Source organism: Micromonospora sp. DSM 45708, assembly GCF_039566955.1.
GTDB lineage: Bacteria > Actinomycetota > Actinomycetes > Mycobacteriales > Micromonosporaceae > Micromonospora.
This window is the reverse complement of the sequence record NZ_CP154796.1, coordinates 4,751,529-4,774,890: the sequence shown is the minus strand read 5'-3', so window position 1 is coordinate 4,774,890 and position 23,362 is coordinate 4,751,529. Positions and strand designations below refer to the sequence as shown.

The 23,362-nt window shown below is 75.6% G+C and carries 23 protein-coding genes; 12 read left to right on the top strand and 11 right to left on the bottom strand.

Annotated features, from left to right (window positions below; all coding sequences use genetic code 11):
- Nucleotides 1–6 precede the first annotated feature (6 nt).
- Together hemG and hemQ are read left to right on the top strand one after the other, a co-directional pair.
- On the top strand, nt 7–1,416 hold the full coding sequence (gene hemG, locus VKK44_RS20255) for a protoporphyrinogen oxidase (RefSeq protein ID WP_343442743.1): 1,410 nt from the start codon (nt 7–9) through the stop codon (nt 1,414–1,416).
- The gene (gene hemQ / locus VKK44_RS20250; protein WP_343442742.1) at nt 1,413–2,114 is read left to right on the top strand and encodes a hydrogen peroxide-dependent heme synthase; all 702 of its coding nucleotides are present in this window, start codon (nt 1,413–1,415) and stop codon (nt 2,112–2,114) included. Before hemG ends, hemQ begins: the two co-directional genes overlap by 4 nt.
- A 69-nt stretch (nt 2,115–2,183) precedes the next feature.
- Here hemQ and VKK44_RS20245 read toward each other — a convergent pair whose 3' ends face one another.
- The 4 genes from VKK44_RS20245 to VKK44_RS20230 form a co-directional block, all read right to left on the bottom strand.
- Nucleotides 2,184–3,299: a lytic polysaccharide monooxygenase auxiliary activity family 9 protein gene (locus tag VKK44_RS20245; protein WP_343442741.1), complete on the bottom strand. Its 1,116-nt coding sequence runs from the start codon at nt 3,297–3,299 to the stop codon at nt 2,184–2,186.
- Between the two features lie 111 nt (nt 3,300–3,410).
- Nucleotides 3,411–3,851: a GNAT family N-acetyltransferase gene (locus VKK44_RS20240; RefSeq protein ID WP_343442740.1), complete on the bottom strand. Its 441-nt coding sequence runs from the start codon at nt 3,849–3,851 to the stop codon at nt 3,411–3,413.
- Nucleotides 3,852–4,025: 174 nt separating this feature from the next.
- Nucleotides 4,026–4,259, bottom strand: coding sequence for a hypothetical protein (locus VKK44_RS20235; protein WP_343442739.1), 234 nt, complete (start codon nt 4,257–4,259; stop codon nt 4,026–4,028).
- 95 nt (nt 4,260–4,354) lie between these two features.
- The gene (locus tag VKK44_RS20230; RefSeq protein WP_107159255.1) at nt 4,355–4,615 is read right to left on the bottom strand and encodes a Prokaryotic metallothionein; all 261 of its coding nucleotides are present in this window, start codon (nt 4,613–4,615) and stop codon (nt 4,355–4,357) included.
- A 151-nt stretch (nt 4,616–4,766) separates the two neighbouring features.
- On the opposite strand from VKK44_RS20230, the gene VKK44_RS20225 reads away from it, so the two are divergent.
- The gene (locus tag VKK44_RS20225; RefSeq protein WP_343442738.1) at nt 4,767–5,042 is read left to right on the top strand and encodes an isoamylase early set domain-containing protein; all 276 of its coding nucleotides are present in this window, start codon (nt 4,767–4,769) and stop codon (nt 5,040–5,042) included.
- 9 nt (nt 5,043–5,051) lie between these two features.
- Here VKK44_RS20225 and msrB read toward each other — a convergent pair whose 3' ends face one another.
- Nucleotides 5,052–5,462: a peptide-methionine (R)-S-oxide reductase MsrB gene (gene msrB, locus VKK44_RS20220; RefSeq protein WP_343442737.1), complete on the bottom strand. Its 411-nt coding sequence runs from the start codon at nt 5,460–5,462 to the stop codon at nt 5,052–5,054.
- A gap of 47 nt (nt 5,463–5,509) precedes the next feature.
- Between msrB and ligD the strand changes: the two genes are divergently transcribed.
- The 5 genes from ligD to VKK44_RS20195 all read left to right on the top strand — a co-directional run bounded on the left by ligD (nt 5,510) and on the right by VKK44_RS20195 (nt 14,439).
- Nucleotides 5,510–6,541, top strand: a complete 1,032-nt coding sequence (gene ligD, locus VKK44_RS20215; RefSeq protein WP_343442736.1) for a non-homologous end-joining DNA ligase — start codon at nt 5,510–5,512, stop codon at nt 6,539–6,541.
- Between the two features lie 242 nt (nt 6,542–6,783).
- Complete coding sequence (locus VKK44_RS20210; protein ID WP_343442735.1) at nt 6,784–9,969, top strand: FtsX-like permease family protein; 3,186 nt, start codon at nt 6,784–6,786, stop codon at nt 9,967–9,969.
- The gene (locus tag VKK44_RS20205; protein ID WP_343442734.1) at nt 9,966–12,692 is read left to right on the top strand and encodes an FtsX-like permease family protein; all 2,727 of its coding nucleotides are present in this window, start codon (nt 9,966–9,968) and stop codon (nt 12,690–12,692) included. The genes VKK44_RS20210 and VKK44_RS20205 overlap by 4 nt, the downstream gene beginning before the upstream one ends.
- The gene (locus VKK44_RS20200) at nt 12,692–13,726 is read left to right on the top strand and encodes an ABC transporter ATP-binding protein (protein ID WP_343442733.1); all 1,035 of its coding nucleotides are present in this window, start codon (nt 12,692–12,694) and stop codon (nt 13,724–13,726) included. Before VKK44_RS20205 ends, VKK44_RS20200 begins: the two co-directional genes overlap by 1 nt.
- The gene (locus tag VKK44_RS20195; RefSeq protein WP_343442732.1) at nt 13,726–14,439 is read left to right on the top strand and encodes an ABC transporter ATP-binding protein; all 714 of its coding nucleotides are present in this window, start codon (nt 13,726–13,728) and stop codon (nt 14,437–14,439) included. The genes VKK44_RS20200 and VKK44_RS20195 overlap by 1 nt, the downstream gene beginning before the upstream one ends.
- A gap of 146 nt (nt 14,440–14,585) precedes the next feature.
- On the opposite strand, the gene VKK44_RS20190 is transcribed toward VKK44_RS20195, so the two are convergent.
- The gene (locus VKK44_RS20190) at nt 14,586–15,038 is read right to left on the bottom strand and encodes a GNAT family N-acetyltransferase (RefSeq protein WP_343442731.1); all 453 of its coding nucleotides are present in this window, start codon (nt 15,036–15,038) and stop codon (nt 14,586–14,588) included.
- 50 nt (nt 15,039–15,088) lie between these two features.
- Here VKK44_RS20190 and VKK44_RS20185 point away from each other — a divergent pair, with 50 nt between their 5' ends.
- The gene (locus tag VKK44_RS20185; protein WP_343442730.1) at nt 15,089–15,571 is read left to right on the top strand and encodes a potassium channel family protein; all 483 of its coding nucleotides are present in this window, start codon (nt 15,089–15,091) and stop codon (nt 15,569–15,571) included.
- Between the two features lie 10 nt (nt 15,572–15,581).
- Here VKK44_RS20185 and VKK44_RS20180 read toward each other — a convergent pair whose 3' ends face one another.
- Nucleotides 15,582–16,730, bottom strand: coding sequence for a helix-turn-helix domain-containing protein (locus VKK44_RS20180; protein WP_343442729.1), 1,149 nt, complete (start codon nt 16,728–16,730; stop codon nt 15,582–15,584).
- A gap of 168 nt (nt 16,731–16,898) precedes the next feature.
- Between VKK44_RS20180 and VKK44_RS20175 the strand changes: the two genes are divergently transcribed.
- Nucleotides 16,899–18,170 (top strand): YncE family protein, encoded by a 1,272-nt coding sequence (locus VKK44_RS20175; RefSeq protein WP_343442728.1) that lies wholly within the window; start codon nt 16,899–16,901, stop codon nt 18,168–18,170.
- Between the two features lie 15 nt (nt 18,171–18,185).
- On the opposite strand, the gene VKK44_RS20170 is transcribed toward VKK44_RS20175, so the two are convergent.
- Complete coding sequence (locus VKK44_RS20170) at nt 18,186–19,796, bottom strand: alpha/beta hydrolase (protein ID WP_343442727.1); 1,611 nt, start codon at nt 19,794–19,796, stop codon at nt 18,186–18,188.
- A 19-nt stretch (nt 19,797–19,815) separates the two neighbouring features.
- Complete coding sequence (locus VKK44_RS20165) at nt 19,816–20,928, bottom strand: ATP-dependent DNA ligase (protein WP_343442726.1); 1,113 nt, start codon at nt 20,926–20,928, stop codon at nt 19,816–19,818.
- Nucleotides 20,929–21,062: 134 nt separating this feature from the next.
- On the opposite strand from VKK44_RS20165, the gene VKK44_RS20160 reads away from it, so the two are divergent.
- Entirely contained in the window at nt 21,063–21,275 is a 213-nt protein-coding gene (locus tag VKK44_RS20160) for a hypothetical protein (RefSeq protein WP_343442725.1), read from the top strand.
- An 11-nt stretch (nt 21,276–21,286) separates the two neighbouring features.
- Here VKK44_RS20160 and VKK44_RS20155 read toward each other — a convergent pair whose 3' ends face one another.
- Complete coding sequence (locus VKK44_RS20155) at nt 21,287–21,775, bottom strand: GNAT family N-acetyltransferase (protein WP_343442724.1); 489 nt, start codon at nt 21,773–21,775, stop codon at nt 21,287–21,289.
- A gap of 45 nt (nt 21,776–21,820) precedes the next feature.
- Between VKK44_RS20155 and VKK44_RS20150 the strand changes: the two genes are divergently transcribed.
- Nucleotides 21,821–22,345 (top strand): DUF1990 family protein, encoded by a 525-nt coding sequence (locus VKK44_RS20150; RefSeq protein ID WP_343442723.1) that lies wholly within the window; start codon nt 21,821–21,823, stop codon nt 22,343–22,345.
- On the opposite strand, the gene VKK44_RS20145 is transcribed toward VKK44_RS20150, so the two are convergent.
- On the bottom strand, nt 22,339–23,253 hold the full coding sequence (locus VKK44_RS20145; protein ID WP_343442722.1) for a DNA-3-methyladenine glycosylase family protein: 915 nt from the start codon (nt 23,251–23,253) through the stop codon (nt 22,339–22,341). The two genes, VKK44_RS20150 and VKK44_RS20145, sit on opposite strands and share 7 nt — an antisense overlap.
- Nucleotides 23,254–23,362 lie beyond the last annotated feature (109 nt).

Here is a 23,362-nt window from a genome sequence, read left to right as displayed (position 1 = left end):
GGAGCCGTGGCGCGGCCGTGGCGGGTGGCGATCGTCGGTGGCGGGATCACCGGGCTGGCCGCCGCCGTCCGGTTGCGCGACCGTGCCCCCGCCGGCACCGAGATCACCGTGTACGAGCAGTCCGGCCGGCTCGGCGGCAAGCTGCGCACCGGTGAGCTGGCCGGCGGGCCGGTCGAGTTCGGGGCCGAGTCGTTCCTGATGCGCGACCCGGCCGGCGGGGAGTCGGCCGCGGTGACCCTCGCGCGCCGCCTCGACCTGGCCGCGCAGCTCGTGCACCCGACCGTCGGGCAGGCCGCCCTGCTTGTCGACGGCGGGCTGCGCCCGGTGCCGGGCGGCACGCTCGTCGGCGTACCCGGGGATCTGGCGAAGGTGGCGGCGGTGGCGCGGCCGGCGGCGGACGCCGACCGGGACGCGGGCCGCCCGCTGCTGGCCCCCGGCGAGGACCTCGCGGTCGGCCGGCTGGTCCGGGAGCGGCTCGGCGACGCCGTGGTGGACCGGCTGGTCGACCCGATGCTCGGCGGCGTGTACGCCGGCCGCGCCGACGACCTCTCCCTGGTCACCACCATGCCGGCGCTGGCCCGCGCGGCCCGTCGGGAGCACACACTCGTCGGTGCGGTACGCGCCGCGCAGGCCGCCGCGCCGCGCGCGCCCGGCGCACCGGTCTTCGGCACCCTGGCCGGCGGGCTGAGCACGCTCGTCGAGGCGGCGGCGCGGGCCAGCGGGGCGACGATCCGCCGGGACGCGGCGGTGCGGGAACTGCGCCGCGCGCCGGACGGCTGGCGGCTCACCGTCGGCCCCACCCGGGAGCCGGAGTTCGTCGAGGCCGACGCGGTGCTGCTCGCGGTGCCGGCCCGGCCGGCGGCCCGGCTGCTGGCCGGCGAGGCGCCCGAGGTGGCGGGCCCGGTCGGCGCGCTCGACTACGCCAGCGTCGCGCTGGTCACGCTCGCGCTGCCCGCGCCGGAGCTGCCGGAGCTGTCCGGGTTCCTGGTGCCGGCCGGCGAGGGCCTGCTGATCAAGGCGGCCACGTTCTTCACCACCAAGTGGGGGCACCTGCGCCGGCCCGACGGGTCGGCGCTGGTCCGCGCCTCGGTCGGCCGGTACGGCGACGAGACGTCGCTCCAGCTCACCGACGACGACCTGGCCGCCACCGTGCGCCGGGAGCTGTCGGCGGCGCTGGGCACCACGCTGCCCGACCCGGTGGCCCGGCACGTGCAGCGGTGGGGCGGCGCGCTGCCGCAGTACCCGCCGGGGCACACCGGCCGGGTGGCCGGGGCACGGGCGGCGCTGCGCGCCGCGCACCCGACGCTGGCGCTGGCCGGGGCGGCCTACGACGGGGTCGGCATTCCGGTCTGCGTCCGCTCCGGCGAGACGGCGGCCGAAGAGATCATCACGGCACTGGGAGGATCGGCGACATGACCGAGCAGACCAACGCGGCCCGGCTGCGGGAGCTGAACGAGACCATCCGCTACACCATGTGGTCGGTGTACCGGGCGTCGAGCCCGCTGCCGTCGCTGCGGGAGAACGTCGTCGACGAGGTCGAGTCGCTCTTCGCGGAGCTGGCCGGCAAGGACGTGACCATCCGGGGCACGTACGACGTGGCCGGGCTGCGCGCCGACGCCGACCTGATGATCTGGTGGCACTCGTCGTCGAGCGACGCGCTCCAGGACGCGTACCTGCGGTTCCGCCGCACCACGCTGGGTCGGGCGCTCACCCCGGTCTGGTCGCAGATGGCGCTGCACCGGCCGGCGGAGTTCAACCGCAGCCACATCCCGGCGTTCCTGGCCGACGAAGAGCCGCGCGCCTACCTCTGCGTCTACCCGTTCGTCCGCTCGTACGAGTGGTACCTGCTGCCCGAGGGGGAGCGGCGGGAGCTGCTGGCCGAGCACGGGAAGATGGCCCGCGGCTATCCGGACGTACGGGCCAACACGGTCGCCTCGTTCGCGCTCGGCGACTACGAGTGGATGCTGGCGTTCGAGGCCGACGAGCTGCACCGCATCGTCGACCTGATGCGCGACCTGCGGGCGTCCCGGGCCCGGCGGCACGTCCGTGAGGAGATCCCGTTCTACACCGGCCGCCGCCGTTCCATCGCCGACATCGTCACCTGCCTGGTGTGAAAGGCGGGCCCCCTGTCAACAACTGTTGTTGACAGGGGGCCCCGCCTTACCCGCGGCGGGGCGGGTGGGTCAGGCGGTCGTGGTGCAGGAGAGGATCCCGGGCACCGGGTTGGTTCCGCTCGCCGAGCCGGTGAAGCCGAACGAGGTGCTGGCCCCGGCCGCGAGCGCGCCGTTGTAGGCCACGTTGCGTGCGGTGACGAGCGTTCCGCTCGTGGTGACCGTGGCGTTCCACGCCGAGGTGACCTGTTGGCCGTTCTGGTAGTTCCAGCTCACCGACCAGCCGCGGATCGGTGAACCGCTGCCGTTGGTGACCTTCACCTCGGCCTGGAAGCCGCCGCCCCACTGACCGGTGATCTGGTAGGTCGCGGTGCAGCCCCCGGCCGGGTTCGGCGTCGACGGCGGGGTGGACGTCGGGGTCGGGTTGGCGGTCGGCGACGTGGTCGGGGACGCCGTGGGCGAGGTGGTGGGGGACGCGGTCGGCGACGGGCCGCCGCCACCGAAGTCGACGTCGCTGCACAGGTAGTAGGACTGGTCCAGGTGGCTGGCCTGCCAGATGGTGTAGACGATGTGCCGGCCGGTGCGGCCCGGCGCGTTCGCCGGCACCTGGATCGACACGCCTGTCGACTCGGGCGTCCACTGGCTGGCCGGGGTGTTGCCGATCTGGCCGACCTGCTCCAGGTCACTCCAGCGCAGCGGCGTGGTCAGCGCGTTGAAGCCCTGCTTGGTCACGTACACCCGGATGTAGTCGGCGCCGTGGCTGGCCTGGTCGTACAGCTTGATCCGGAAGTTGTTGGAGATCGGCGTGGTCTTCCAGGCGCCGACCGTGTCGAGCGCGTTGTAACGGCCGCTGGAGGTGCGCCCGCCGCTGCACAGCTGGCCGTCCGGGATGGCGCCCTGGTGGTTGCCGGCGACGCCCTCGCGGAACAGGCCGTTCCAGTTCCACATGGCGGCCGGGTCGGCCTGCCAGGCCTGCCAGCACATCGGGTCCTGGGTGGCCATCGCCGGGTTCTGGAAGTCGCTGCCCCAGCGCTGCCAGCAGCCGTAGTTGCGCGAGGCCGGGTCGACCACGGACCCGTGCGCCGAGGCCGGGCCGGAGAACGCGGTGGTGAGCAGCGCCGCGACGACCGCGCAGACGCCGAGGATCGCCGCGCCGAGCGGTATGCGGCGACGGTACGGAGTGGACATGGGAAGCCTCCGGGGTGGGGTGTCGGTGCACGACGCCCGGACTGTCGGGAGTTGCCCTCTCCCGCGTGGCGGCTCCGCCCGCACGCTGCCACAGAAAGCGACAGGCGTCAATTAGTTTGGATTCCGGCGCATCGGCGTGTGCGGGATGCCGTCCTCGACGTAGCCGGGCCCGCTCACCGTGAAGCCGTGTCCGGCGTAGAAGGCCACCAGGTGCGTCTGCGCCTCCAGCACGCACGGTCGGTCGCCCACCGCGGCCAGCGCCTCGGTCAGCAGCGCGCCGGCCAGGCCCGCGCCGCGGGCCGCCGGCGCCACCGCCACCCTGCCGATCCGTGCCACGCCGTCGGGGTCGGCCAGGATCCGCAGGTACGCCACGACGGCCCCGTCGCGGGTCAGCCAGAGATGGCGCGTGCCGGGCTCGACGTCCCGACCGTCCAGCTCCGGGTACGCGCAGGCCTGCTCCACGACGAACACGTCGACGCGCAGCCGGAGCAGGTCGTGGAAGGTGCGGGCGTCCAGCTCGGCGAAGCCGGCCAGGTGGAACTCGACGGACATCCCGCCAGGTTAGCGGCGACGTTCCGGCACGACCGGCCGGGCCGGGCGTGGGTGTGGTGCGTCCGGGTCGGGCGGTCAGCGCGACGCCGCGCGCAGGCCGGCGCCGGTGGCGACGGCGGCCCGGTCGAACCAGGTCGCGGTGGCGGCGGCCGAGCGGGTCCACACCCCCACGCACTAGGTCACCCGGCCCCGGTGCAGACAGCCGTAGCGGTGCGGGAATCGGGTGCCGTCCGGCAGCGTCATGGTGGCGGCGACCACGCGGCCCGGCACGCCCGCCCCGGCCGGCAGGTCGACGGCGGTGTGGCCGACGGTCACCTGCCCGTCCTCCTCGTCGCGGTCACACGCCTGGAGCACCTCGAAGATGCGGCGTACGGCGTCGGCGGCCACCGCCGCGTCCGGGTAGACCACGGTCTCCTGGGCCAGCTCGACGAACTCCGCCGCCGGAGCGCGGCCGTTCCCGGGGGCCTGACTCGCCGACGCGGCACCCGGCTCGTGCCCTCCGCTCAGGCCGGCCGGGCGCCGACCGCGTCGCGGATCTCGGCGCCCTGGTCGCCCTCGACCGCGCGGGCGCAGTGGGCGCAGCAGAAGAAGCGACCGGAGACCTCGACGCCGTGCCCGACGATCTTGATCTGGCAGTGTTCGCAGATCGGTGCCATCTTGTGCACCGCGCACTCGAAGCAGTCGAACGTGTGCCGGGCCCCGTCGACCGTGCGCACCTCGAACGCCATCCAGTAGTCGTTGCCGCAGACCTCACAGGCAGCCATGAAAAACCCCCCGAAAACGGACCTTTGTCCCAGGGTCGGGCAGCCGACGCGCTGGAGTGACCGGAACCGGCGAACCGGTGCGGTCCGACGGCGTGTCGCCCCCGGCGTGTCGGGCGTTGACCCGGGTGGACGCCGAGAATCGGGAGGAATCGTGATCAAGCGCAGCAAGCTCTTCGGCAACCAGACCCGGGTGACGTTCTCGCTGCCCCGCACCGCGCCGGCCGGCACGGTCAGCGTGGTCGGCTGCTTCAACGGGTGGGAGCCCGGCCGGCACGAGCTGGTGCCGCGCCGGGACGGCACCCGGACCGTGACCGTACGGCTCGGCCCGGGTGAGTACCGCTTCCGCTACCTCGCCACCGGCGGCGTGTGGCTGGACGACGAGAGCGCCGACCAGGTCGACGAGGCCGGCAGCCTGCTGCGCCTGTAGGGCCGCGCGTCAGCCGTCGCTCGGCTCCAGCCGCACCGAGATCGAGTTGACGCAGTGCCGGGTGTCCTTCGGGGTGAAGCCCTCACCCTCGAAGACGTGCCCCAGGTGGCTGTCGCACCGCGCGCAGCGGATCTCCACCCGGCGCATGCCGAGCGTGTTGTCCGGGATCTCCTTGACCGCGCCGGGAATGGCGTCGTCGAAGCTGGGCCAGCCGCAGTGCGAGTCGAACTTGTCGTCGCTGCGGAACAACTCGGCCCCGCAGGCCCGGCAGTGGTAGACGCCGGGGGTCTTGGTGTCGACGTACTCACCGGTCCAGGGCGCCTCGGTGCCGGCCTCGCGGAGCACCCGGAACTCCGCCGGGCTCAACCGGACCCGCCACTCGTCCTCGGTGCGGGGCAGTTCATTGTCGGAAAGACTCACCGCTCCACGGTACGTCGACTGTCGGTGGCATCGCATATGGTCGCCTGATGGCGGGCAGCAGAAGCGCGGTCGAGGAGATCGAGGTCGCCGGCCGGGCCGTGCGGCTGAGCAGCCCGGATCGGGTGATCTTCCCGCAGCGCGGCTTCACCAAGGCGGACGTCTTCCACTACTACCTGGCGGTGGGTGAGGGGATCACCCGGGCCCTGCGGGACCGGCCCACCACCCTGCAACGCTTCCCCCAGGGCATCGAGGGGGAGATGTTCTTCCAGAAGCGGGTGCCCGCCCGCGGCGTACCCCCGTGGATCCGCACCGCGGAGATCAGTTTCCCCAGCGGCCGGACGGCCCAGGAGCTGTGCCCGGCCGACCTGGCCCACGTGGCCTGGGCGGCGCAGATGGGCACCGTGGTCTTCCATCCCTGGCCGGTGCGCGCCGCCGACACCGACCGCCCGGACGAGCTGCGCATCGACCTCGACCCGCAGCCCGGCACCGACTTCACCGACGCGGTGACCGCCGCCGGCGAGCTGCGCGGGCTGCTGGACGAGCTGGGCGTGCCGGGTTGGCCGAAGACCTCCGGCGGTCGGGGTGTACACGTCTACCTGCGCATCCAGCCGCGCTGGACGTTCGTCGAGGTGCGCCGGGCGACCATCGCGCTGGCCCGGGAGCTGGAACGACGCCGACCCGAGCTGGTCACCACCGCCTGGTGGAAGGAGGAGCGGGGGCAGCGGGTCTTCGTCGACTTCAACCAGATGGCGCGGGACCGCACCATCGCCTGCGCCTGGTCGCTGCGGGCCAACGGGCGGGCCACCGTCTCCACCCCGGTCGAGTGGGACGAGCTGCCCGAGGTCGACCCGGACGACTTCCACCTGGGCACGGTGCCGGCCCGGTTCGCCGAACGGGGCGACCCGCACGCCGCCATCGACGACGCGCCGTGGGACATCACGCCGCTGCTGGAGTGGGCCGAGCGGGACGCCGCCGACGGTCTCGGTGACCTGCCCTACCCGCCGGAATACCCGAAGATGCCCGGCGAGCCGAAACGCGTCCAGCCCTCCAAGGACCGCGACCGCCCGAAACCCTCCTGACCACCCCGTCCGTCCCCCCAACAGCCCCTCCCCGGCAGGCCTGACGCCCCGGCGCGCGCCCCCGCGCCCGTGATCAAGGGGTTGGTGTCTCCGACGATCTCCGCGGCGACGCAACCCCCTTGATCAACGCGGCGGGCATCCGGGGTGGGTGGGGTAACGATCATGTAACGGGCGCGAACCTTTTCGTGGGGGTGGCGGGTCTTCCTGGTCATCGGCTCACCCGGGCCAGGAGAGGACGTCGGATGAAGCTGGTGTGGAGGCGGGCGGTCGAGGCCCGAGGGCTGCTGCTCGCCGCCGCGGTCGCGGCTCTCGTCGCGGTCGGGCTGGTCACCGGGCTCTCCGACTACAACCGGCGGGCGGTCGAGGCGGGTGCCCGCGCGGTGCTCGACGCCGCCCCGGCGGAGGAGCGCAGCCTGCTGGTCAGCGGCTCCGGTGGCGCCGACGCGACCGCGTTCGCCGAGCGGGACCGGGCGGTCCGGGCGCAGTTCGCCGCCGGCCTGGGCGGGGCCCCGGTCCGCGTCGTCGGCGCCCGCTACGGCACCGGGCGGGAGCTGACCGGTGACGTGGGCGCCGCCCGCACCGACGACGATCCGATGTTCGCCAACCTCGCCACGCTGGACGACCTGCCGGCGCGCGCCGAGCTGACCGCCGGGACGTGGCCCACGCCCGGCGCCACCCCGTTGCAGGTGACCGTGCCGGAGAAGGTGGCCGCGCGGCTCGGCCTGGTGGTCGGGGAGCGGGTGCCGCTGTTCGACCGGGCAGCGGAACGTGCCGGCGCGGTGACTGTCGTCGGCACGTGGCGGCCCCGCGACGCGGCCGACGCGTACTGGCGGCTCGCCCCGGGCGTCGGCGACAGTCAGGGCGACGCGGCGAGCACCTCGTACGGGCCGTTCGCGCTGGACCCGGCGGACTTCGCGCGTACCTTCCCGGGCTCGGTCTCGGCGGCCTGGCTGGCCGCCCCGGACCTGACCGGCGTCGAACCGGGCCGGTTGTCCGCCGTCACCGCCGCGCTGGCCGGCGTCACCGGGCGGCTGCCCGACGCCACCGGCCTGGGTTCCTCCACGCAGCAGGTCAGCCACCTGGACCGGCTGGTGGACCGGCTCGGCCGGGCCGACCTGGTGGGCCGGTCCGCCCTGCTCACCCCGCTGCTGCTGATCGTGGTGCTCGGCGGGTACGCGCTGGTGCTGGTCGCCGCGCTGCTCAACGAGGACCGGCGGGCACAGACCGCGCTGCTGCGGGCCCGGGGCGCCGCGCGTGGCCAGCTCGCCGGGCTCGCCGTACGCGAGGCGACGCTGGTGGTGGCGCCGGCCGTGCTGCTGGCCCCGGCGCTGACCGGGCCGGCGGTCCGGCACCTCGGCGCGGGCCTGGGGCTGGCCGACGGCGGCGCGGCCCGGGTCTGGCTGGTGGCGCTCGCCGCCGCGGTCGGTTGCCTGCTCGCCATGGTGCTGCCGGCGCTGCGCCGGGCCGGCACCTACGTCGCCGACATGGCGGCCCGCTCCCGGCCGAGTCGGGGCGCGGCCGTGCAACGCGCCAGCGTCGACCTGGCCCTGGTGGCGCTGGCCGTGCTCGCCTGGACCCAGCTACGGCAGTACTCCTCGCCGCTGGCCGGCGCGAACGGCGGCCTCGGCATCGACCCGCTGCTCGCCGCCGCGCCCACCCTCGGCGTGCTGGCCGGCGCCGTGATCGCGCTGCGGCTGCTGCCGCCGACCACCCGGCTCGCGGAACGCCTCGTCGACCGGCGGCCGTGGAACGCGACCATGTTCGGCATGTGGCAGGCGGGCCGCCGCCCGCACGCCGGGCCGGTGCTGCTGCTCGCGCTCGCCGTCGGCGGCAGCACGCTGGCCTGGTCGCTGGTGGCCTCCTGGGAGCGGTCGCAGCGGGACCAGGCCTGGCACACGGTCGGCACCGACCTGCGGTTGACCGAACGCGACGGTGCCGCCCCCGACGAACGGGCCGGCGCGCTGGCCGTCGCCCCCGGGCTGGACCGGGTGCTGCCGGCCTGGCGGGACGACATCCGGGTCGGCCGGGAGGCCCGCCCGGCCACCGCGGTCGCGCTGGACGCCGTCGCCGCGCACGGGATGGTCCGGCTCGACGACGCCGACGGCGGGGCGTCCACCACCGCGCTGCTGGACCGGTTGGCCGGTGGGCGGGGCGAACCGCCGGGGACCGCCCTGCCCGCCGGGGCGCGGACGCTGGCCGGGACCGTCCGTACCCCGGTCGACACCGCCTACACGCCGCCGTCGGTGGCGGTGTCCGCGCTGTTCGCCACCGACGCGGGCGCGGCCTGGCGGCTGCGGCTGGTCGAGGCGGACGGCGACGGGCGGCCGGTGCGCTTCTCGATCACGCTGCCCGACACCGGTGGCGTGCCGCTGCGGCTGGTCGGGTTCGAGGCCGACGGCGGCGACGTGGTCGGCAGCTCCTACCGGCTGCTGGTGGACGGACTGCGGCTCACCGACGCCGGGGGCGGCGCGCTGCCGCTGCCGCTCACCGGAGCCTGGCGGGTGGTCGATCCGGCGACCGGGCCGCAGGGCCCCGCGCAGGCCACCGCGACCACTCTGGACGGGACCCGGAGCTTCCGCGTGCCCGAAGGACTGCTGGAGTACGCGGGCACCCCGCCGTCCCGCTTCGCGGTGGTGCCCCGGGCGGACGACCGGCCGGTGCCGGTGCTGATCACCCCGGGCGTGGCGAGCGCGTTGAGCGTGGGCACCGGCGACTCCCTCACGCTGTCGCTGGCCGAGGTGACGCTGGACGTCACAGTGGTCGGGCAGGTCGCCGCGGTCCCCGGCACCGACGGCGACGGGGTGCTCCTCGACCTGCCCGCCGCCGCCAACCAGGTGCTCCAGCAGCGCGGCGGCGTACGGTCGGTGGCCGAGTGGTGGCTGCGGACCGGGCCGGGCGGCCACAGCGCCGCCGCGCGGGCGCTCGCCGGAGCCGACGGCACCGTCCTGCACGACCGGCGACAGGTGGCCCAGGAAGCCGCCCGGGACCCGTACTGGCGGGGCGCCCGCACCGGGCTGCTCGCCGCCGCGCTCGGGTCCGTGCTGCTGGCCCTGGTCGGCCTGGCCGTGGACGGGTGGGCCACCACCCGACGCCGGCTCACCGAGTTCGCCGTGTTCACCACGCTCGGCGCGACCAGCCGACTGCTGGCCCGCGCGTACCTCGCCGAGCAGACGTTCCTGGCCGCGATCGGGGTCGGCGTCGGGCTGCTGGTCGGGGCCGTGGTGGCGGCGACCATGGTGCCGCTGGTGATCCTCACCCCGGCGGCCGGCCGGCCGGTGCCCGAGGCGGTCTTCACCGTGCCCTGGTCGCCGGTCGGGCTGACCGCCGCCGGGCTGCTGCTGGCCGCGCTCGCCTTCGCCGCCGTCGTCACCACCGGCATCCGCCAGCGGATCGCCGCCGTGCAGCTCCGGATCGGGGGAGAACAATGAGGCTGCCGGGCGCCGCCGGCCGGGTCCGGGCGTACGCGGGGCAGTTCCTGCTGCTCGCCGTGCTGACCGTGGTGACCGCGCTGCTGATCACCGGAGTGCCGCGGGTCGCCGACCGGCTCACCGGCCAGGGCCTGACCGAGTACCTGGCCGGGCAGCCGGTGGCCCTGCGGGACGTCACGTACACCACCGCGCCGACCACGTTCCCGCCGACCCTCCAGCCGGTGGTCGCCGGGCAGGCGGGCCAGCTCGCGGCGATCGAGGAGCGGATGCCCGACGTGGTGCGCGAGGTCGTCGGGGACCGCTGGTACGTCGCGGACACCGTGCCGGGCCGGCTGCGCGGCTCGACGCTGCGCGGCGACAAGGGGCTGATCGACCTCGTCCTGCGCACCGGCAACGGCCTGCGCGAGGCCGCCACGCTGACCGGCGGTCGATGGCCGGAGCGTGGCGTCACGGCGGCCGGCGCGATCGAGGTGGCGCTCGCGGAGGCGGTGGCCACCGGACTGGGCGTCGCGCCCGGCGACCGCTTCCGCCTGTCGCTGCTCGACCCGAACGGCGACCCGCTGGCGTCCCGCCCGGTCGAACTGGTCGGCGTGTGGCGGCCGAACGACCCGGGCAACGGGGTCTGGGACGCGCTGCCGTCGATGCTGCGGCTCACCCCGCCCGAGGGCGACGGCGACCCGTTCGTGGCGGTCGCCTACACGGCCGACGCCGGGGTGGACGCCGCCGCCGCGGTCGGGTGGCCGGTGAGTTTCGGCTGGCGCTACCGGATCGCCCCGGACCGGCTCGTCCCCGGCCGGCTCGACGCGTTGATCGCCGGCGTCGACGGGCTGGAGCGGACCCGTCCCGCCTCGGTCACGCTGACCCAGGGCGTGGACGTTCCGCTGCGCCGCTTCGCCGCCGCGCTCGCCGCCGCCCGTACGCTGCTGGCGGTCATCGCCGCCGGGCTGCTCGCCACGCTGGCCGGGCTCTCCCTGCTGGCCGCCCGGCTCGCCGCGCGCCGTCGCCGTGCCGAGTTCCACCTGATCCGGGCGCGCGGTGCCTCGACCGGCGCCGTGCTGCGTCGCGGTCTGGCCGAGTCCGTCCTGGTGCTGCCGGCGGCGGCCGGGACCGGCTGGCTGCTCGGCGGCCTGCTGCCGGGCGTCGGCGCGTCGGCGCGGTGGGTGCTGCTCGCCGCGCTGCTGGCCACCCTGCTGCCGCCGTTGGCGGCGCTGGCGGTCGGCCGTCGGGGCGCCGGCCGCGCCGACCTCGGTGGCCGGTCACCGACGCTGCGGCTCACCGTCGAGGTGGTCGTGCTCGGGGTCGCCGTGCTCGGGGCGTTCCTGCTGCGCCGGCGTGGGCTCACCCCGGGTTCGGTGGACCCGCTGCTGGTTTCCGTGCCGGTGCTGCTGGCGGTGGCCGCGGCGTTGCTGGCGCTGCGCGCGTACCCGTGGCCGTTGCGGCTGCTCAGCCGCGTGACGGCCCGGGCGCGCGGCAGCGTCGCGTTCCTCGGCACCGCCCGCGCCGGCCGGGCGGCCAGCACCGGACCGCTTGTCGTGGTGGTGCTGGCGGTCGCCACCGCCGCGTTCTGCGGAGTGGTGGCCACCGGCATCGAGGCCGGTCGGGACACCGCCGCCGCCCACGCCGTCCCCGGCGACCTGCTGGTCGACGGCGAACGGTTCGCGCCGGACACCGCCGGAGAACTGGCCGCGCTGCCCGGCGTCCGCGCGGTGGCCCCGCTGCTCACCGTCCGGGCCGAGCGACCGTACGCCGACCGGGCCGGCCGGCCGACCCCGATCCGGGAGCTGCGGGTGCTGCTGGTCGACGGCGACCGCTTCGCCGAGGTGGCCCGACGCGCCGGTGTGCCGGTGAGCGTGCCCGGACCACTGCTCGGAGGCGGCGACGGCAGCGCTCCGCTGCCGGCGCTGGTGTCCCCGACGGTCGCCGCGGAGCTGGCCGAGGCCGGGCTCGCGGACGCCGGGGGACGCCGTCCCGCCTGGCTGGACGTGCAGGGCAACCGGTTGCCGCTGCGCGTCGCCGCCACCACCGTCGACGGGTTCGCGCTCGTCGACCGCGAGGTGACCCGGTTCGTGGTGCTGCCCTGGCCGGCCCTGCCGGCGGACGCCCCGCACCCGCTCGCCCCCACCGGCTTCGTGCTGGCCGGGCCCGGAGCCGACCCGGCCGAGGTGAACCGGGTGGCGACCGAGGGGCAGCGCCGCTACCTACGGATCGGGACGGTGGAGAGCGGGGACAAGGCCCGCGCGCCGCAGGTGACCAGCCGCGCCGCCGTCCGCGCCGAGCTGGGCGGCAGCGGCGTGAACGGGCTGCTGGTGTTCGGGTTCGTGCTCGGGGCCGGGGGCGGCGCGGTGCTGGGCCTGCTCGGGCTCGCGTTCGCGGTGCTCGCCGGCGCCCGGTCCCGGGGGCAGGTGCTGTCCCGGCTGCGCACCATGGGCCTGTCCCGGCGGCAGTGGCGCGGGCTGCTGCTGGTGGAGCTGACGCCGCTGGTGCTGGTGTCGGTGCTCACCGGCGCGGTGGTCGGCGCGCTGCTGCCGCTGCTGCTCACCCCGGTGCTCGGGCTGCCCGCGTTCACCGGCGGGGTGACCGTGCGTCCGGCGTTCGAACCCGGCCTGGTGGCCGGGGTGTCCGCCCTGGCCCTGCTGGCCCTCGGCTTCGCGATCACCGTGGAGGCCGTGAACAACCGCCGGATGCGCCTCGGTGAGGTGCTGCGGCTCGGAGAGGAGAGCTGATGACCGCGACCGCTTCCGGCTCGGCGGGTCTGACGCCGCGCCACGACCCCGGACCGCCGACGTCCGCCGTGCCGGACCTGGCCGCCCTGCAACGCCGCGCCGCGGAGCGCGCCGCCGAACGGGCGGGTGGCCGGGACCGGCTGCGCGGGCACATCGTCTGCGACGGGCTGGTGCGCATCTTCAAGACCGAGGGCGTCGAGGTGGTCGCGCTCCAGGGCCTCGACCTGGTCATCGACCGCGGCGAGCTGGTCGCGATCGTGGGCGCCTCCGGCTCCGGCAAGTCCACCCTGCTCAACATCCTGTCCGGGTTGGACACCCCGACCGCCGGCATCGCCCGGGTCGCCGAGTACGACCTGCTCGCCCTGTCGCACCGGAAGCGGCTGGCGTACCGGCGGGAGATGGTCGGCTTCGTCTGGCAGCAGACCGGCCGCAACCTGCTGCCGTACCTGACCGCGCTGGAGAACGTGGAGCTGCCGATGCGGCTGGCCCGGCGGCCCGGTGGCCGGCGGGACCGGCGGGAGCGGGCCCGCCGGCTGCTCGACCTGGTCGGTGTCGGCTACTGCGCGGACCGCCGGCCGGGCCAGATGAGCGGTGGCGAGCAGCAGCGGTGCGCGGTGGCCGTGGCGGTGGCCAACGACCCGGAGATCCTCTTCGCCGACGAGCCGACCGGCGAGCTGGACGAGGCGACCGGCGCGGAGGTCTTTGCCGCGCTGCGCACCATCAACGCCGAGCTGGGGGTGACCATCGTGGTGGTCACCCACGACCACGCCGTGTCCGGCCAGGTCCGCCGGACCGTCGCCATCCGCGACGGCCGGACCGCCTCCGAGGTACGCCGGACCGCGCGGGTCACCGCCGACGGCGGCACCGAGCTGGTCAGCGAGGAGTACGCGGTGCTCGACCGGACCGGCCGGATGCAGTTGCCGGCGCCGTTCGTGGAGGCGCTGGCCCTGCGCGACCGGGTCCGGCTCGACCTGGAACCCGACCATGTCGAGGTCCGCCCCGGCGACCGGGCGCACACCGAGGGGAACGAGTGATGACCGACCAGGCTGTGGTGCCACCGGCGACGCCGGTCGAGGACGTGGTCCGGGTCGAGGGGGTGAGCCGCACCTTCGGTCGGGGGGAGCACGCCGTGCACGCCGTACGGGACGTCTCCCTCACCGCCGGGCGGGGCGAGCTGGTCGCCGTGCGCGGCCGGTCCGGGGCCGGCAAGACCACGCTGCTGAACCTGATCGGTGGCCTGGACCGGCCGGACGCCGGCCGGATCGAGGTGGCCGGGCACGACGTGACGTCGGCGGGGGAGCGGGAACTGCTGGCGCTGCGCCGGGGCACCGTCGGTTTCGTCTTCCAGACGTTCGGCCTGGTGCCGATCCTGTCCGCGGCGGAGAACGTCGGGGTGCCGCTGCGGCTGGCCAAGGTGCCGGCGGCGGAGCGGGAGCAGCGGGTGGCGGTGCTGCTGGAACTGGTCGGGCTGGGCGCGCACGCGGCGCAGCGCCCGTACGAGCTGTCCGGCGGCCAGCAGCAGCGGGTGGCGGTGGCCCGGGCGTTGGCGAACGAGCCGGACCTGCTCATCGCCGACGAGCCGACCGGTCAGCTCGACTCCGAGACCGGCCGCTCGATCATGGACCTGCTCCGTGCCGTGGTGCACGCCCGGGGCATGACCGCGCTGGTAGCCACGCACGATCCGGCGCTGATCGAGCTGGCCGACCGGACGCTGGTGCTGCGCGACGGCCGCCTGGTCACCGACTGACCCCACCTTCGCCGACGCCCTCGCCCCCTGTCGCGCGCCAGATTCACGGAAAGCGTGGTCATTCGGGCCCGAATGGCCACGCTTTCCGTGAATCAGGGCGCGAAGGTGCCGGGGGTGGTGTGGGGTGGGGTGGGAGCCGGGACCCCCTAGAGGGCCAGCTTCATCCCCTCGTGGCTGGCCACGAAGCCCAGGTCGCGGTAGAAGCGATGGGCGTCGGCGCGCCGCTTGTCGGTGGTGAGCTGCACCAGCGCGCAGCCCCGCTCCCGGGCCCGGTCGATCGCCCAGCGCATCATCGTCCGGCCCAGCCCTCGACCGCGCCGGTCGGCGCGGACCCGCACCGACTCGATCAGGGACCGCTCCGCGCCGTGCCGGCCCAACCCCGGGATGTACGTGATCTGGAGGCAGCCGACCAGTTCACCGCCGTCCTCGGCGACGATCAGGTGGTTGCGCGGGTCGGCGTCCAGGTCGGCGAACGCCCGCTCGTACGCCTCGTCGACCTCGGGCAGGTCGCGGGTGCGGCCCAGCACGTCGTCGGCGAGCAGGGCCAGTACGGCGGGCAGGTCGGCCCGGACCGCCTCCCGGAAGATCACGTCGGTCACCCGGTCAGCCTGGCACAGCGACGGTGGCGGTGGGCGGGCAGCATGACGCCATGGAACTTCTGCTGCTGCCGTTCCGCTGGATCTACCGGGGGCTGGTCTGGTTCGCCAACTCCCCCCGCACGCTGATCACCTCGTACCTGCTGATGATCGTGGTGGCCGGCGTGCTCTACAGCCACGCCGAACACAAGGGCGCGGCGGACTCGGTCTGGTGGGCGGTGGTGACCGCCTCCACGGTCGGGTACGGCGACATCTCCCCGACCACGTTCGCCGGCCGGGTCCTCGCCGCGCTGCTCATCTCCACCATGGTGCTGCTGGTGATCCCACTGATCACCGCGCACTTCGCCAGCCGCCTGATCGTCGACGACGACGCCTTCGAACACGCCGAGCAGGAGGAGTTGAAGTCCGACGTCCGGCGGCTGCGGGCGCTGGTCGAGGAGATGGCCGCCCGGCAGGGTGTGGTGCTGCCCGAGCCGGTCCGCCCGGCGCCCGTGGCGACGTCCGGCGACCGCCGGGGCCGGCGTCGCCGCCGGTGAGGCCGGCCGCTCAGCAACCGTCCAGCCAGCTCCGCAGCGCCCACCACCAGTGCACGGTCTCCGGCACCGTGCACCGGGCGCCCTCCTCGACCGGCGGCCCGCCGGTCACCTCCCGGAGCCGGCGCAGCCGGTACCGCACCGTGTTCGGGTGCACGTGCAACGCCGCCGCGGTCTGGTCCAGACGTTGGCCGTGATCCAGCCAGGCGAGCGCCGTGCCGGCCAGCTCCCGGTGGAAGTCGTCGGCCGGGTCGAGCGCGCCGAGCAACGCGCCGCGCAGCAGCTCGGCCAGCGCCGGCTGGGCGGCCAGCGCGGTTTCCCCGGCCAGGTCGGTCACCCGACGCAGGCCGCGCAGCCGGCGGCGCGTCGCGGTGCGCAGCGCCGCCAGGCAGAGCGCGTACATGGTCGGGGCCCGCGCCAGCGGTTGCGCGGGCGCCACCAGCGCCAGCAGGCCGGCCGGGGCGGCGCCGGGCAGCCGGGGGAGCAGGCCGGCCAGCCGGTCCTCGACGGTGCCGACCAGGCCGCCGTGCCGGGTGAGCTGCCGGTGCAGGGCGTACGACCGCACCGGGTCGGGATGCGGGGCGACCAGGCAGTGGTAGTGCCCGTCCGGCCGTAGCCCGAACCGGGCCAGCTCGGCCGGGGCCGCGCCGGCGGGGCCGTCGAGCAGCAGCCGGCGCAGCAGTCGCGCCCGGACCGTCGCGCCGGTGCCGGCCAGCTCCCGCTCGGCGGCGCGGTGCCCGTCCACCACCGCCCGCTCCACCGCGGCGGCGTACCGGCCGATGACGAGCAGCCCCTCCAACAGCACCTGGTCCGGGATGCCGGCGGCCCGGCCGTGCCGGACCACCAGCTCCACCGCCCGGTCCCGGCCGGCCTGGACGCCGCGTAGCAGGCCGGCGACGGAGATGCCCTGCGCCGCCCGGTCGGCGCCCAGCCGGCGGGCCTCGGTGAAGTCCCGCCCGGCCGGATCCTCGTGCCGCTCCAGCGCGCCGAGCCCGCTGGTCAGCAGCAGGACCACCTGCCGGCGCACCTCGCCGGCCGGCAGGCGGGCCACCTCCGGGGAGTCCGCGCGGGCGGCCCGCGCCACCTCCTCCACGGCGGCTGCGTCGCCGGCCAGGTCGCGCAGCAGCGCGCCGAACGTGGGCCCGTCTCCGGTCCGGGTCATCGGTGCCCGCTTCCCGTTGTCGTCGCGGCACAACCGGCGCGGTCGGGCGTTGGCGTCCGGTTCCTAGCCGCCGTGGCCGGCCGGTTGCTCTCCTGGTTGTTACCGCAAGGTAACACCGATCGGGCCACCGAGGAACGTCGATGTCCCACCGGCTGTCAGGAGGCGTCCATGACCCCCGTCCCACCCCGCCCGTCCCGATCCCGCCGCCGCGCCGGACCCGCCGTGCTGGCCGCGCTCGCGCTCGCCCTGCCGACCCCGCTGGCCGTGGCGCCCGCGCCCGCCGCCGCGGCCGTCGCGCTCCAGGAGGTGATGTTCGTCGGCAACAACTGGGACGGCACCGCCGACGTCATCCGCTCCCGCGGCGACTACGCCAAGCTCGGCCGGATCGACGTGATCCCGGACCGGGACGCGCGGCTGCGCGAGATCTACCTCAACCCGATCAAGCTGGCCTACTTCCTCGGCATCCGGCAGGGCCCGGGGGAGGGGCACGACCAGTTCGTCGACGACATGTACACCACGCCGGACGGCACCGCGCTCGTCGCGTCCCGGCCCAGCTTCGCCGACGTGGTCTCGATCGACCTGGCCACCGGCGCGGTCCGCTGGCGGTTCCCGGTCTCCGGCTACCGCGCCGACCACATGGCCGTGTCGCCCGACGGCACCCGGGTCGCGGTCTCCGCGTCCACCTCGAACACGGTGCACGTGCTGGACATCCGCACCGGTCGGCAGCTCGGCTCGTTCGGCACCGGCGACAAGCCGCACGAGAACATCTTCACCCGCGACAATCGACTGTGGAACATGTCCATCGGCGAGGTCAACACCGACCTGGACGCGCCCTGGCTCGACTGGACCAAGGGCGACCGCCGGATCACCGTCGCCGACGCCACCACGTACCAGGTGGTCAAGGTGATCGACATGCGGGAGCGGCTGGACGCCGCCGGCCGCCGCGACCTCTCCGACGCGGTCCGCCCGGCGGTGTTCACCCCGGACGGCGGCACGCTCTACTTCCAGGTGTCCTTCTTCAACGGCCTGGTCGAGTACGACGTGGCCACCGACCGGATCACCCGGGTCGCCACGCTGCCGAAGAACCCGGCCACCAGCGAGGACCGCACCACCTGGGTGAACGACTCCCGGCACCACGGGCTGTCGGTCAGCCCGGACGGCTCGCGGCTCTGCGTCGCCGGCACCATGGACGACTACGCGACGGTGGTGGACCGGGCCACGCTGCGCGAGGGGACGCTGGTGCCGGCCAGCAAGCCGTACTGGGCCACGGTCAGCGGGGACGGCCGGGACTGCGTGATCTCCGAATCCGGCGCGGACCAGGTCACCGCCATCAACTTCGCCACCGGGCAGAAGGTGGCAAGTGTCCCGGTCGGCGACCATCCGCAGCGGGTCCGCGTCGGGCACCTGCCGGTCGACTGGACACCCCCGGCCGCCGGCTGACCGGCCGCCGCACCGTCACCGGGCGGGGCAGCGCAGCCCCTCCCGGGGGACGGTGAGCGAGATCAGGTACGCGTTGACAGCCGCGTTCACGCACGCGGTCTGCGGGTACGCGGTGTGCCCCTCACCCTCCCAGGTGAGCACCCGACCGACGCCCAGCATCGAGGCCAGCGCCCCGGTCTGCTCGTAGGGCGTGGCCGGGTCGCCGGTGGTGCCGACCACCAGGATCGGCGGCGCGCCGACGGCCCGCCCGGTCGGGTACGGGTCCCGCGCGCCCGGCCACTCCACGCAGCCGAGCATCCCCACCGCCAACGCCGGGCCGAACAGCGGATATTTCTGCCGCCACTGCGCCTGCAACGACCGGACCTGCTCCCGGGTCGGCTTCTCGGTCTCGTCGGCGCAGTTCACCGCCAGGTTGGCGTCGAACAGGTTGGAGTAGCGCCCGTCGTCCTCACGGCCGGCGTACGCGTCGGCGAGCTTGAACACCCCCGCCGGGTCCCCGCCCTGGAGGTCGTCGATCGCCCGGGCCAGCTCCTGCCAGCCCTGCTCGGTGTAGAGCGACGAGATCACCGCGTAGAAGACCCAACCGGCGGTGGCCTCCCGGCCGTCCGCGCCGCGGACCGGGGAGCCGTTGGCCTTGTCGATCGCGGCGGTGACCGCGCCGCGGGCGTCCGGCGCGATCGGGCAGCGGCCGGCGTTCGCCGCGCACCACGCGGAGAAGTTGTCGAACGCCCGCTCGAAGCCCTTGGCCTGGCTCTCCGAGCCGGCGACGAGCTGCTGCCGCGGGTCGACCGCGCCGTCGAGCACCAGCGCGCGCACCCGCTGCGGGTAGAGCTGGGCGTAGGTCGCGCCGAGCAGCGTGCCGTAGGAGTAGCCCAGGTAGCTCAACTTCTCGTCGCTGACCGCCGCGCGCACCGCGTCCATGTCCCGCGCGGCCTGCTCGGTGCCGTAGAGCGGGAGCTGGTCGCCGTACTTCGCGCCGCACCGCGCGCCGATGCGCCGGTTGAGGTCGACGAAGCCGTCGAACGACGCCTGGCTCTCCGGGTCGGGGTCGTAGCCGAAGCTGGCGTCCAGGTCGGCGTCCGGGATGCACCTGACCGGGCTGGACCGGGCCACCCCGCGCGGGTCGAAGCCGACGATGTCGAACCGGTCGGTGACCGCCGTCGGCAGCCCGCCGAACGTCGGGCCGAAGGAGAGGTAGACGGCGGTGTCCACGCCGGAGGCCCCGGGGCCGCCCGGGTTGACCACCAGCGACCCGATCCGGTCGCGCTGCTTGGTGGAACGGGCCCGGATCAGCGCGATCTCGAACGTCTCGCCGGTGCCCGGCCCGGCGGTCGCGCCGGTGGCCGCCCCGGCGCCCCAGTTGCGGGGCACCGCGATCCGGGTGCACTCGTAGCGCATGTCGGGCGCGCCCCGGCCGACCAGCTCGCCCGGCACCTCGGGGCAGGCCCGCCAGGTGGGCGCGCTGCCCGGCGGGGCCGCCTCGACCGCGCCCCCGCTCTCGGCGCGCGGCGCGAACGCCGGCAGCGTGCAACCGGCGGTGAGCACCACCGCCGCGACGAACGCGGCCAGCGCGGGCCGGACCCGGCGGGGCCGGTCGGTCAGACGGGTCACGTGGGCGCCTTCCATGATCGGGTCGACCGCCAGGCTACGCCCGGCCGCGGGTGTCGCTCACCGTCGCCGCCGGGTCGCCGCGCAGCACCTCGTCGACGTCGTAGCGGATCGGCCGGTCGAGCTGGTCGTAGCCGCACGAGCGGGGGTCCCGGTCGGGACGCCAGCGGAGGAACCGGGCGGTGTGCCGCAGCCGGTCGCCCTCCATCGCGTCGTAGGCGACCTCGACCACCAGCTCGGGGCGCAACGGCTCCCACTCCAGGTTCTTGCCGCCGGTCCACCGGCTCACCCCACCCGGGATGCGCTGGCCCCGCTCGTGGTCACCGTGCGCCCACGGGTGCTCGTCGCCGACCTCGCGGTAGGGCTCCAGCTCGTCGAGCAGCTCCTTGCGCCGGGCCATGGTGAACGAGGAGCTGACGCCGATGTGGTGCAGCATCCCGTCGTCGTCGTAGAGCCCCAGCAGCAGCGAGCCGACCACCGGGCCGGACTTGTGCCAGCGGAAACCGGCCACCACCGCGTCCGCGGTGCGGGCGTGCTTGACCTTGAACATCAGCCGCTTGCCCGGCTCGTAGGGCAGGTCGGCCGGCTTGACGATGAGGCCGTCCAGGCCGGCGCCCTCGAACACCTCGAACCAGCGCCGGGCGGTCGCCGGGTCGGTGGTCACCTGCGTCACGTGCACCGGCGGCCGGACCCCGGCCAGGGCCCGCTCCAACCGCTCCCGGCGCTGCGGGTAGGGCTGGTCGGTGAGCAACTCGTCGTCGAGCGCCAGCAGGTCGAACGCGACGAAGTCGGCGGGTGTGGTCTCAGCCAGCAGCGTCACCCGGGACTTGGCCGGATGGATCCGCTGGGCCAGCAGCTCGAAGTCGAGCCGCGGCTGCCCGTCGGGACCGTCCCGGCGGATCACGATCAACTCGCCGTCGATCGCGCACCGGGGCGGGAGCTGGCGGCGTGCCTGCTCGACCACCTCGGGGAAGTAGCGTGTCATCGACTTGCCGCCGCGACTGGCCAGCTCGACCTCGTCGCCGTCGCGGAACACGATGCAGCGGAAGCCGTCCCACTTCGGCTCGTAGGTCAGGCCGGGATCGGTCGGTAGCTCGGCCACGCTCTTGGCGAGCATCGGCTCGACCGGCGGGTTGATCGGCAGGTCCACGGCGACCAGTCAACCAGACCCCACCGACACCCGTGAGCCATCTCACCGCCGGCTCGGGGCGGCGTGTCCCGCCCCGAGCCCTTCGTCACCCGCGACCGGATGGCGAAACCGCAGGTCAGAGCTACCGTCGCGGCGTGCCGGAGTGGAGCTGCGGATGCTGCGGTCGCTGGCGGGTCAGCGTGGAACTGGTCCGTGGGCGGTACCGCTACCGCCTCGTGCACCGCTACCCGGCGGAGCACGGCGGCGGCGCGAACGTCGTCGGCGAGGTGGGCTCCGTGGCCGAGCTGGAACTGCTGCTCCGGCGGTACGCCCCGGTCGGCCTGGCCGACCTCCGCGAGGCCGCCTGAGACGGACCGGCTCAGCCGCCGCCGCGAGCGGGGTCGACCTTCTCCAGCACCGCCAACCGGTTGCCGTTCTCGTCCGGCCGGTGCGCCACCACCCGGTAGCCGCGCCGGGCGTACAGGCTGAGGTTGTCCGCGCTCTCCGCGCCGGTGAACAACGCGAACCGGGCCACCCGGCCGGCGCAGGCGTGCTCCACCGCGGTCAGCAGCCGCCCACCGATGCCGCGTCCCTGCTGGTCCGGGGCGACCGCGAGCCGACCGACGTGGGCGGTGTCGCCGTCGAGCCGGGCCCGCACCGAGCCGACCAGGCGGGTCCCGCGCCGGGCGGCGAGCACCACGACCGGGCCGGCCAGCGCCGCCCGGACCTCGTCCAACGTCTCGGTCAGCGGGGGCAGGAACACGTCCCGGTAGCGCTGCGCCTCCACCAGGTACGCGGCACGCTGCACGGTGAGGATCTCGCCGGCGTCCGCGACGACGGCGGGGGCGATGGTCACGTCGTCGGTCACCGGGTCAGCTCACCACATCCGCCCCGGGCGGTCGTACCCTGGCGGGTGTCCCCGCGCGAGGAGGTGGCCGACGTGCCCGAGCTGACGTACCCCGAGGTGGGCGCGACCCGCGACGGTGGCCGACCGGCCGGTTACCACCACCTGCGCCACCGGGTCCGGCTGCCGGACGGCGCGTTCCCGACAGCGGCGGACGCGGTGCTCGGCTGGCGGCTGCACCGCGCCGCCGGGGTGGTGATGCGCGCCGACGCGCCGCGCGCCGCGCCCGGAGTGCGGGTCACGCCGGGGCTGGGCGTCGGCCCGGCGCGGATCTGGGGGCCGACCGAGGTGGTCTGGGTGGTGGACGAGCCGGACCGGGCCGGCTTCGGCTACGGCACGCTGCCCGGGCACCCGGAGATCGGCGAGGAGGCGTTCCTGGTCACCCGCGGACCCGACGGGACCTGGTTCGAGGTGACCGCGTTCAGTCGGCCGGCGCACTGGTACGTGCGCGCCGCCGGGCCGGTCACCCGGGGCTTCCAGCTCGGGTACGCGTGGTGGCTGGGGCGGACGCTGCGCCGGCTCACCGCTCAGTAGCGGGCGAAGGAACGGATCGGGGCGCGCGGGCCGTACTTCGGCGCCTGCACGCCGGCGGCCTCCAGCAGCACGCAGACCCGCCCCCGGTGGCCCCGGAACGGCTCCAGCAGCGCCAGCATCCGGGCGTCGTCGCCGCGCGGCTCCCCGGCCAGCGCCCAGGCCACCGTGTTCGGCACGTGGTAGTCGCCGACGCTCACCGCGTCCGGGTCCCCGTACGCGATCCGGACCACCTCGGCGACGGTCCACGGCCCGATGCCGGGGATCGCGGTGAGCCGGCGGGTCGCCTCCGCCGCGTCCGCGCAGCGTTCCAGCCGGTCCGCGACGGCGGCGGCGCGACGCAGCGTGTCGGCCCGCCGCTGCTCCACGCCGAACGGGTGGAACACCCAGTACGGCGTGGCCGCCACCGCGTCCGGCGTCGGCGGCAGCAGCAGCGGTTGCAGCGGGCCCGGCGCCGGCTCGCGGAAGTGCCGCACGGTCGCCGCGTACGCCCGGTAGGCCTCCGTGCCGGTGACCTTCTGCTCGAAGACGGCCCGCAGCAAGCGGGGGAACACCTGGCCGGTGGCCGGCATCCGCAGCCCGTGGTGCTGGTGGGCCAGCCGGGCCACCAGCGGGTGCGCGGCGGCCAGCGCGGGGAAACCGGTCAGGTCGTCGGCCAGCCCGGCCACCCGGTCGGCGCGGTCGACCACCCACGCCGCGCCCGGGCCGTACCCCTCGGCGGCCAGTTCGCCGGCCTCGGGGCGCAGCGCCAGCGTGGCCGGACCGTCCGGGGTGCGGGTCGCCCACCAGAAGCTGCCGGCGGCGATCCGCGCGCACGGGTCGTACGGGCTGAAGGTCAACGCCCGCACCGAGGCGGCCAGCCGGTAGCCGGCCGGGGGGCGCAGCGTGCGGCGGGCGGCGGGCGAGGTCACCCCGCCACTCTGCCACGCGGGCCCGCCGTGACGGCGGACACCGCCGCGCACCCGAGGGTGCGCGGCGGTGTCGGTGCCGGGAGGCGGGTCGATGCCGGTACGCCCCGCC

Coding starts and splice junctions, on each gene's coding strand:
- hemQ (WP_343442742.1), top strand. CDS start 1,413: ATGACCGAGCAGACCAACGCGGCCCGGCTGCGGGAGCTGAACGAGACC.
- VKK44_RS20245 (WP_343442741.1), bottom strand. CDS start 3,299: ATGTCCACTCCGTACCGTCGCCGCATACCGCTCGGCGCGGCGATCCTC.
- VKK44_RS20240 (WP_343442740.1), bottom strand. CDS start 3,851: ATGTCCGTCGAGTTCCACCTGGCCGGCTTCGCCGAGCTGGACGCCCGC.
- VKK44_RS20230 (WP_107159255.1), bottom strand. CDS start 4,615: ATGGCTGCCTGTGAGGTCTGCGGCAACGACTACTGGATGGCGTTCGAG.
- ligD (WP_343442736.1), top strand. CDS start 5,510: ATGGCGGGCAGCAGAAGCGCGGTCGAGGAGATCGAGGTCGCCGGCCGG.
- VKK44_RS20210 (WP_343442735.1), top strand. CDS start 6,784: ATGAAGCTGGTGTGGAGGCGGGCGGTCGAGGCCCGAGGGCTGCTGCTC.
- VKK44_RS20205 (WP_343442734.1), top strand. CDS start 9,966: ATGAGGCTGCCGGGCGCCGCCGGCCGGGTCCGGGCGTACGCGGGGCAG.
- VKK44_RS20200 (WP_343442733.1), top strand. CDS start 12,692: ATGACCGCGACCGCTTCCGGCTCGGCGGGTCTGACGCCGCGCCACGAC.
- VKK44_RS20195 (WP_343442732.1), top strand. CDS start 13,726: ATGACCGACCAGGCTGTGGTGCCACCGGCGACGCCGGTCGAGGACGTG.
- VKK44_RS20185 (WP_343442730.1), top strand. CDS start 15,089: ATGGAACTTCTGCTGCTGCCGTTCCGCTGGATCTACCGGGGGCTGGTC.
- VKK44_RS20180 (WP_343442729.1), bottom strand. CDS start 16,730: ATGACCCGGACCGGAGACGGGCCCACGTTCGGCGCGCTGCTGCGCGAC.
- VKK44_RS20175 (WP_343442728.1), top strand. CDS start 16,899: ATGACCCCCGTCCCACCCCGCCCGTCCCGATCCCGCCGCCGCGCCGGA.
- VKK44_RS20170 (WP_343442727.1), bottom strand. CDS start 19,796: ATGGAAGGCGCCCACGTGACCCGTCTGACCGACCGGCCCCGCCGGGTC.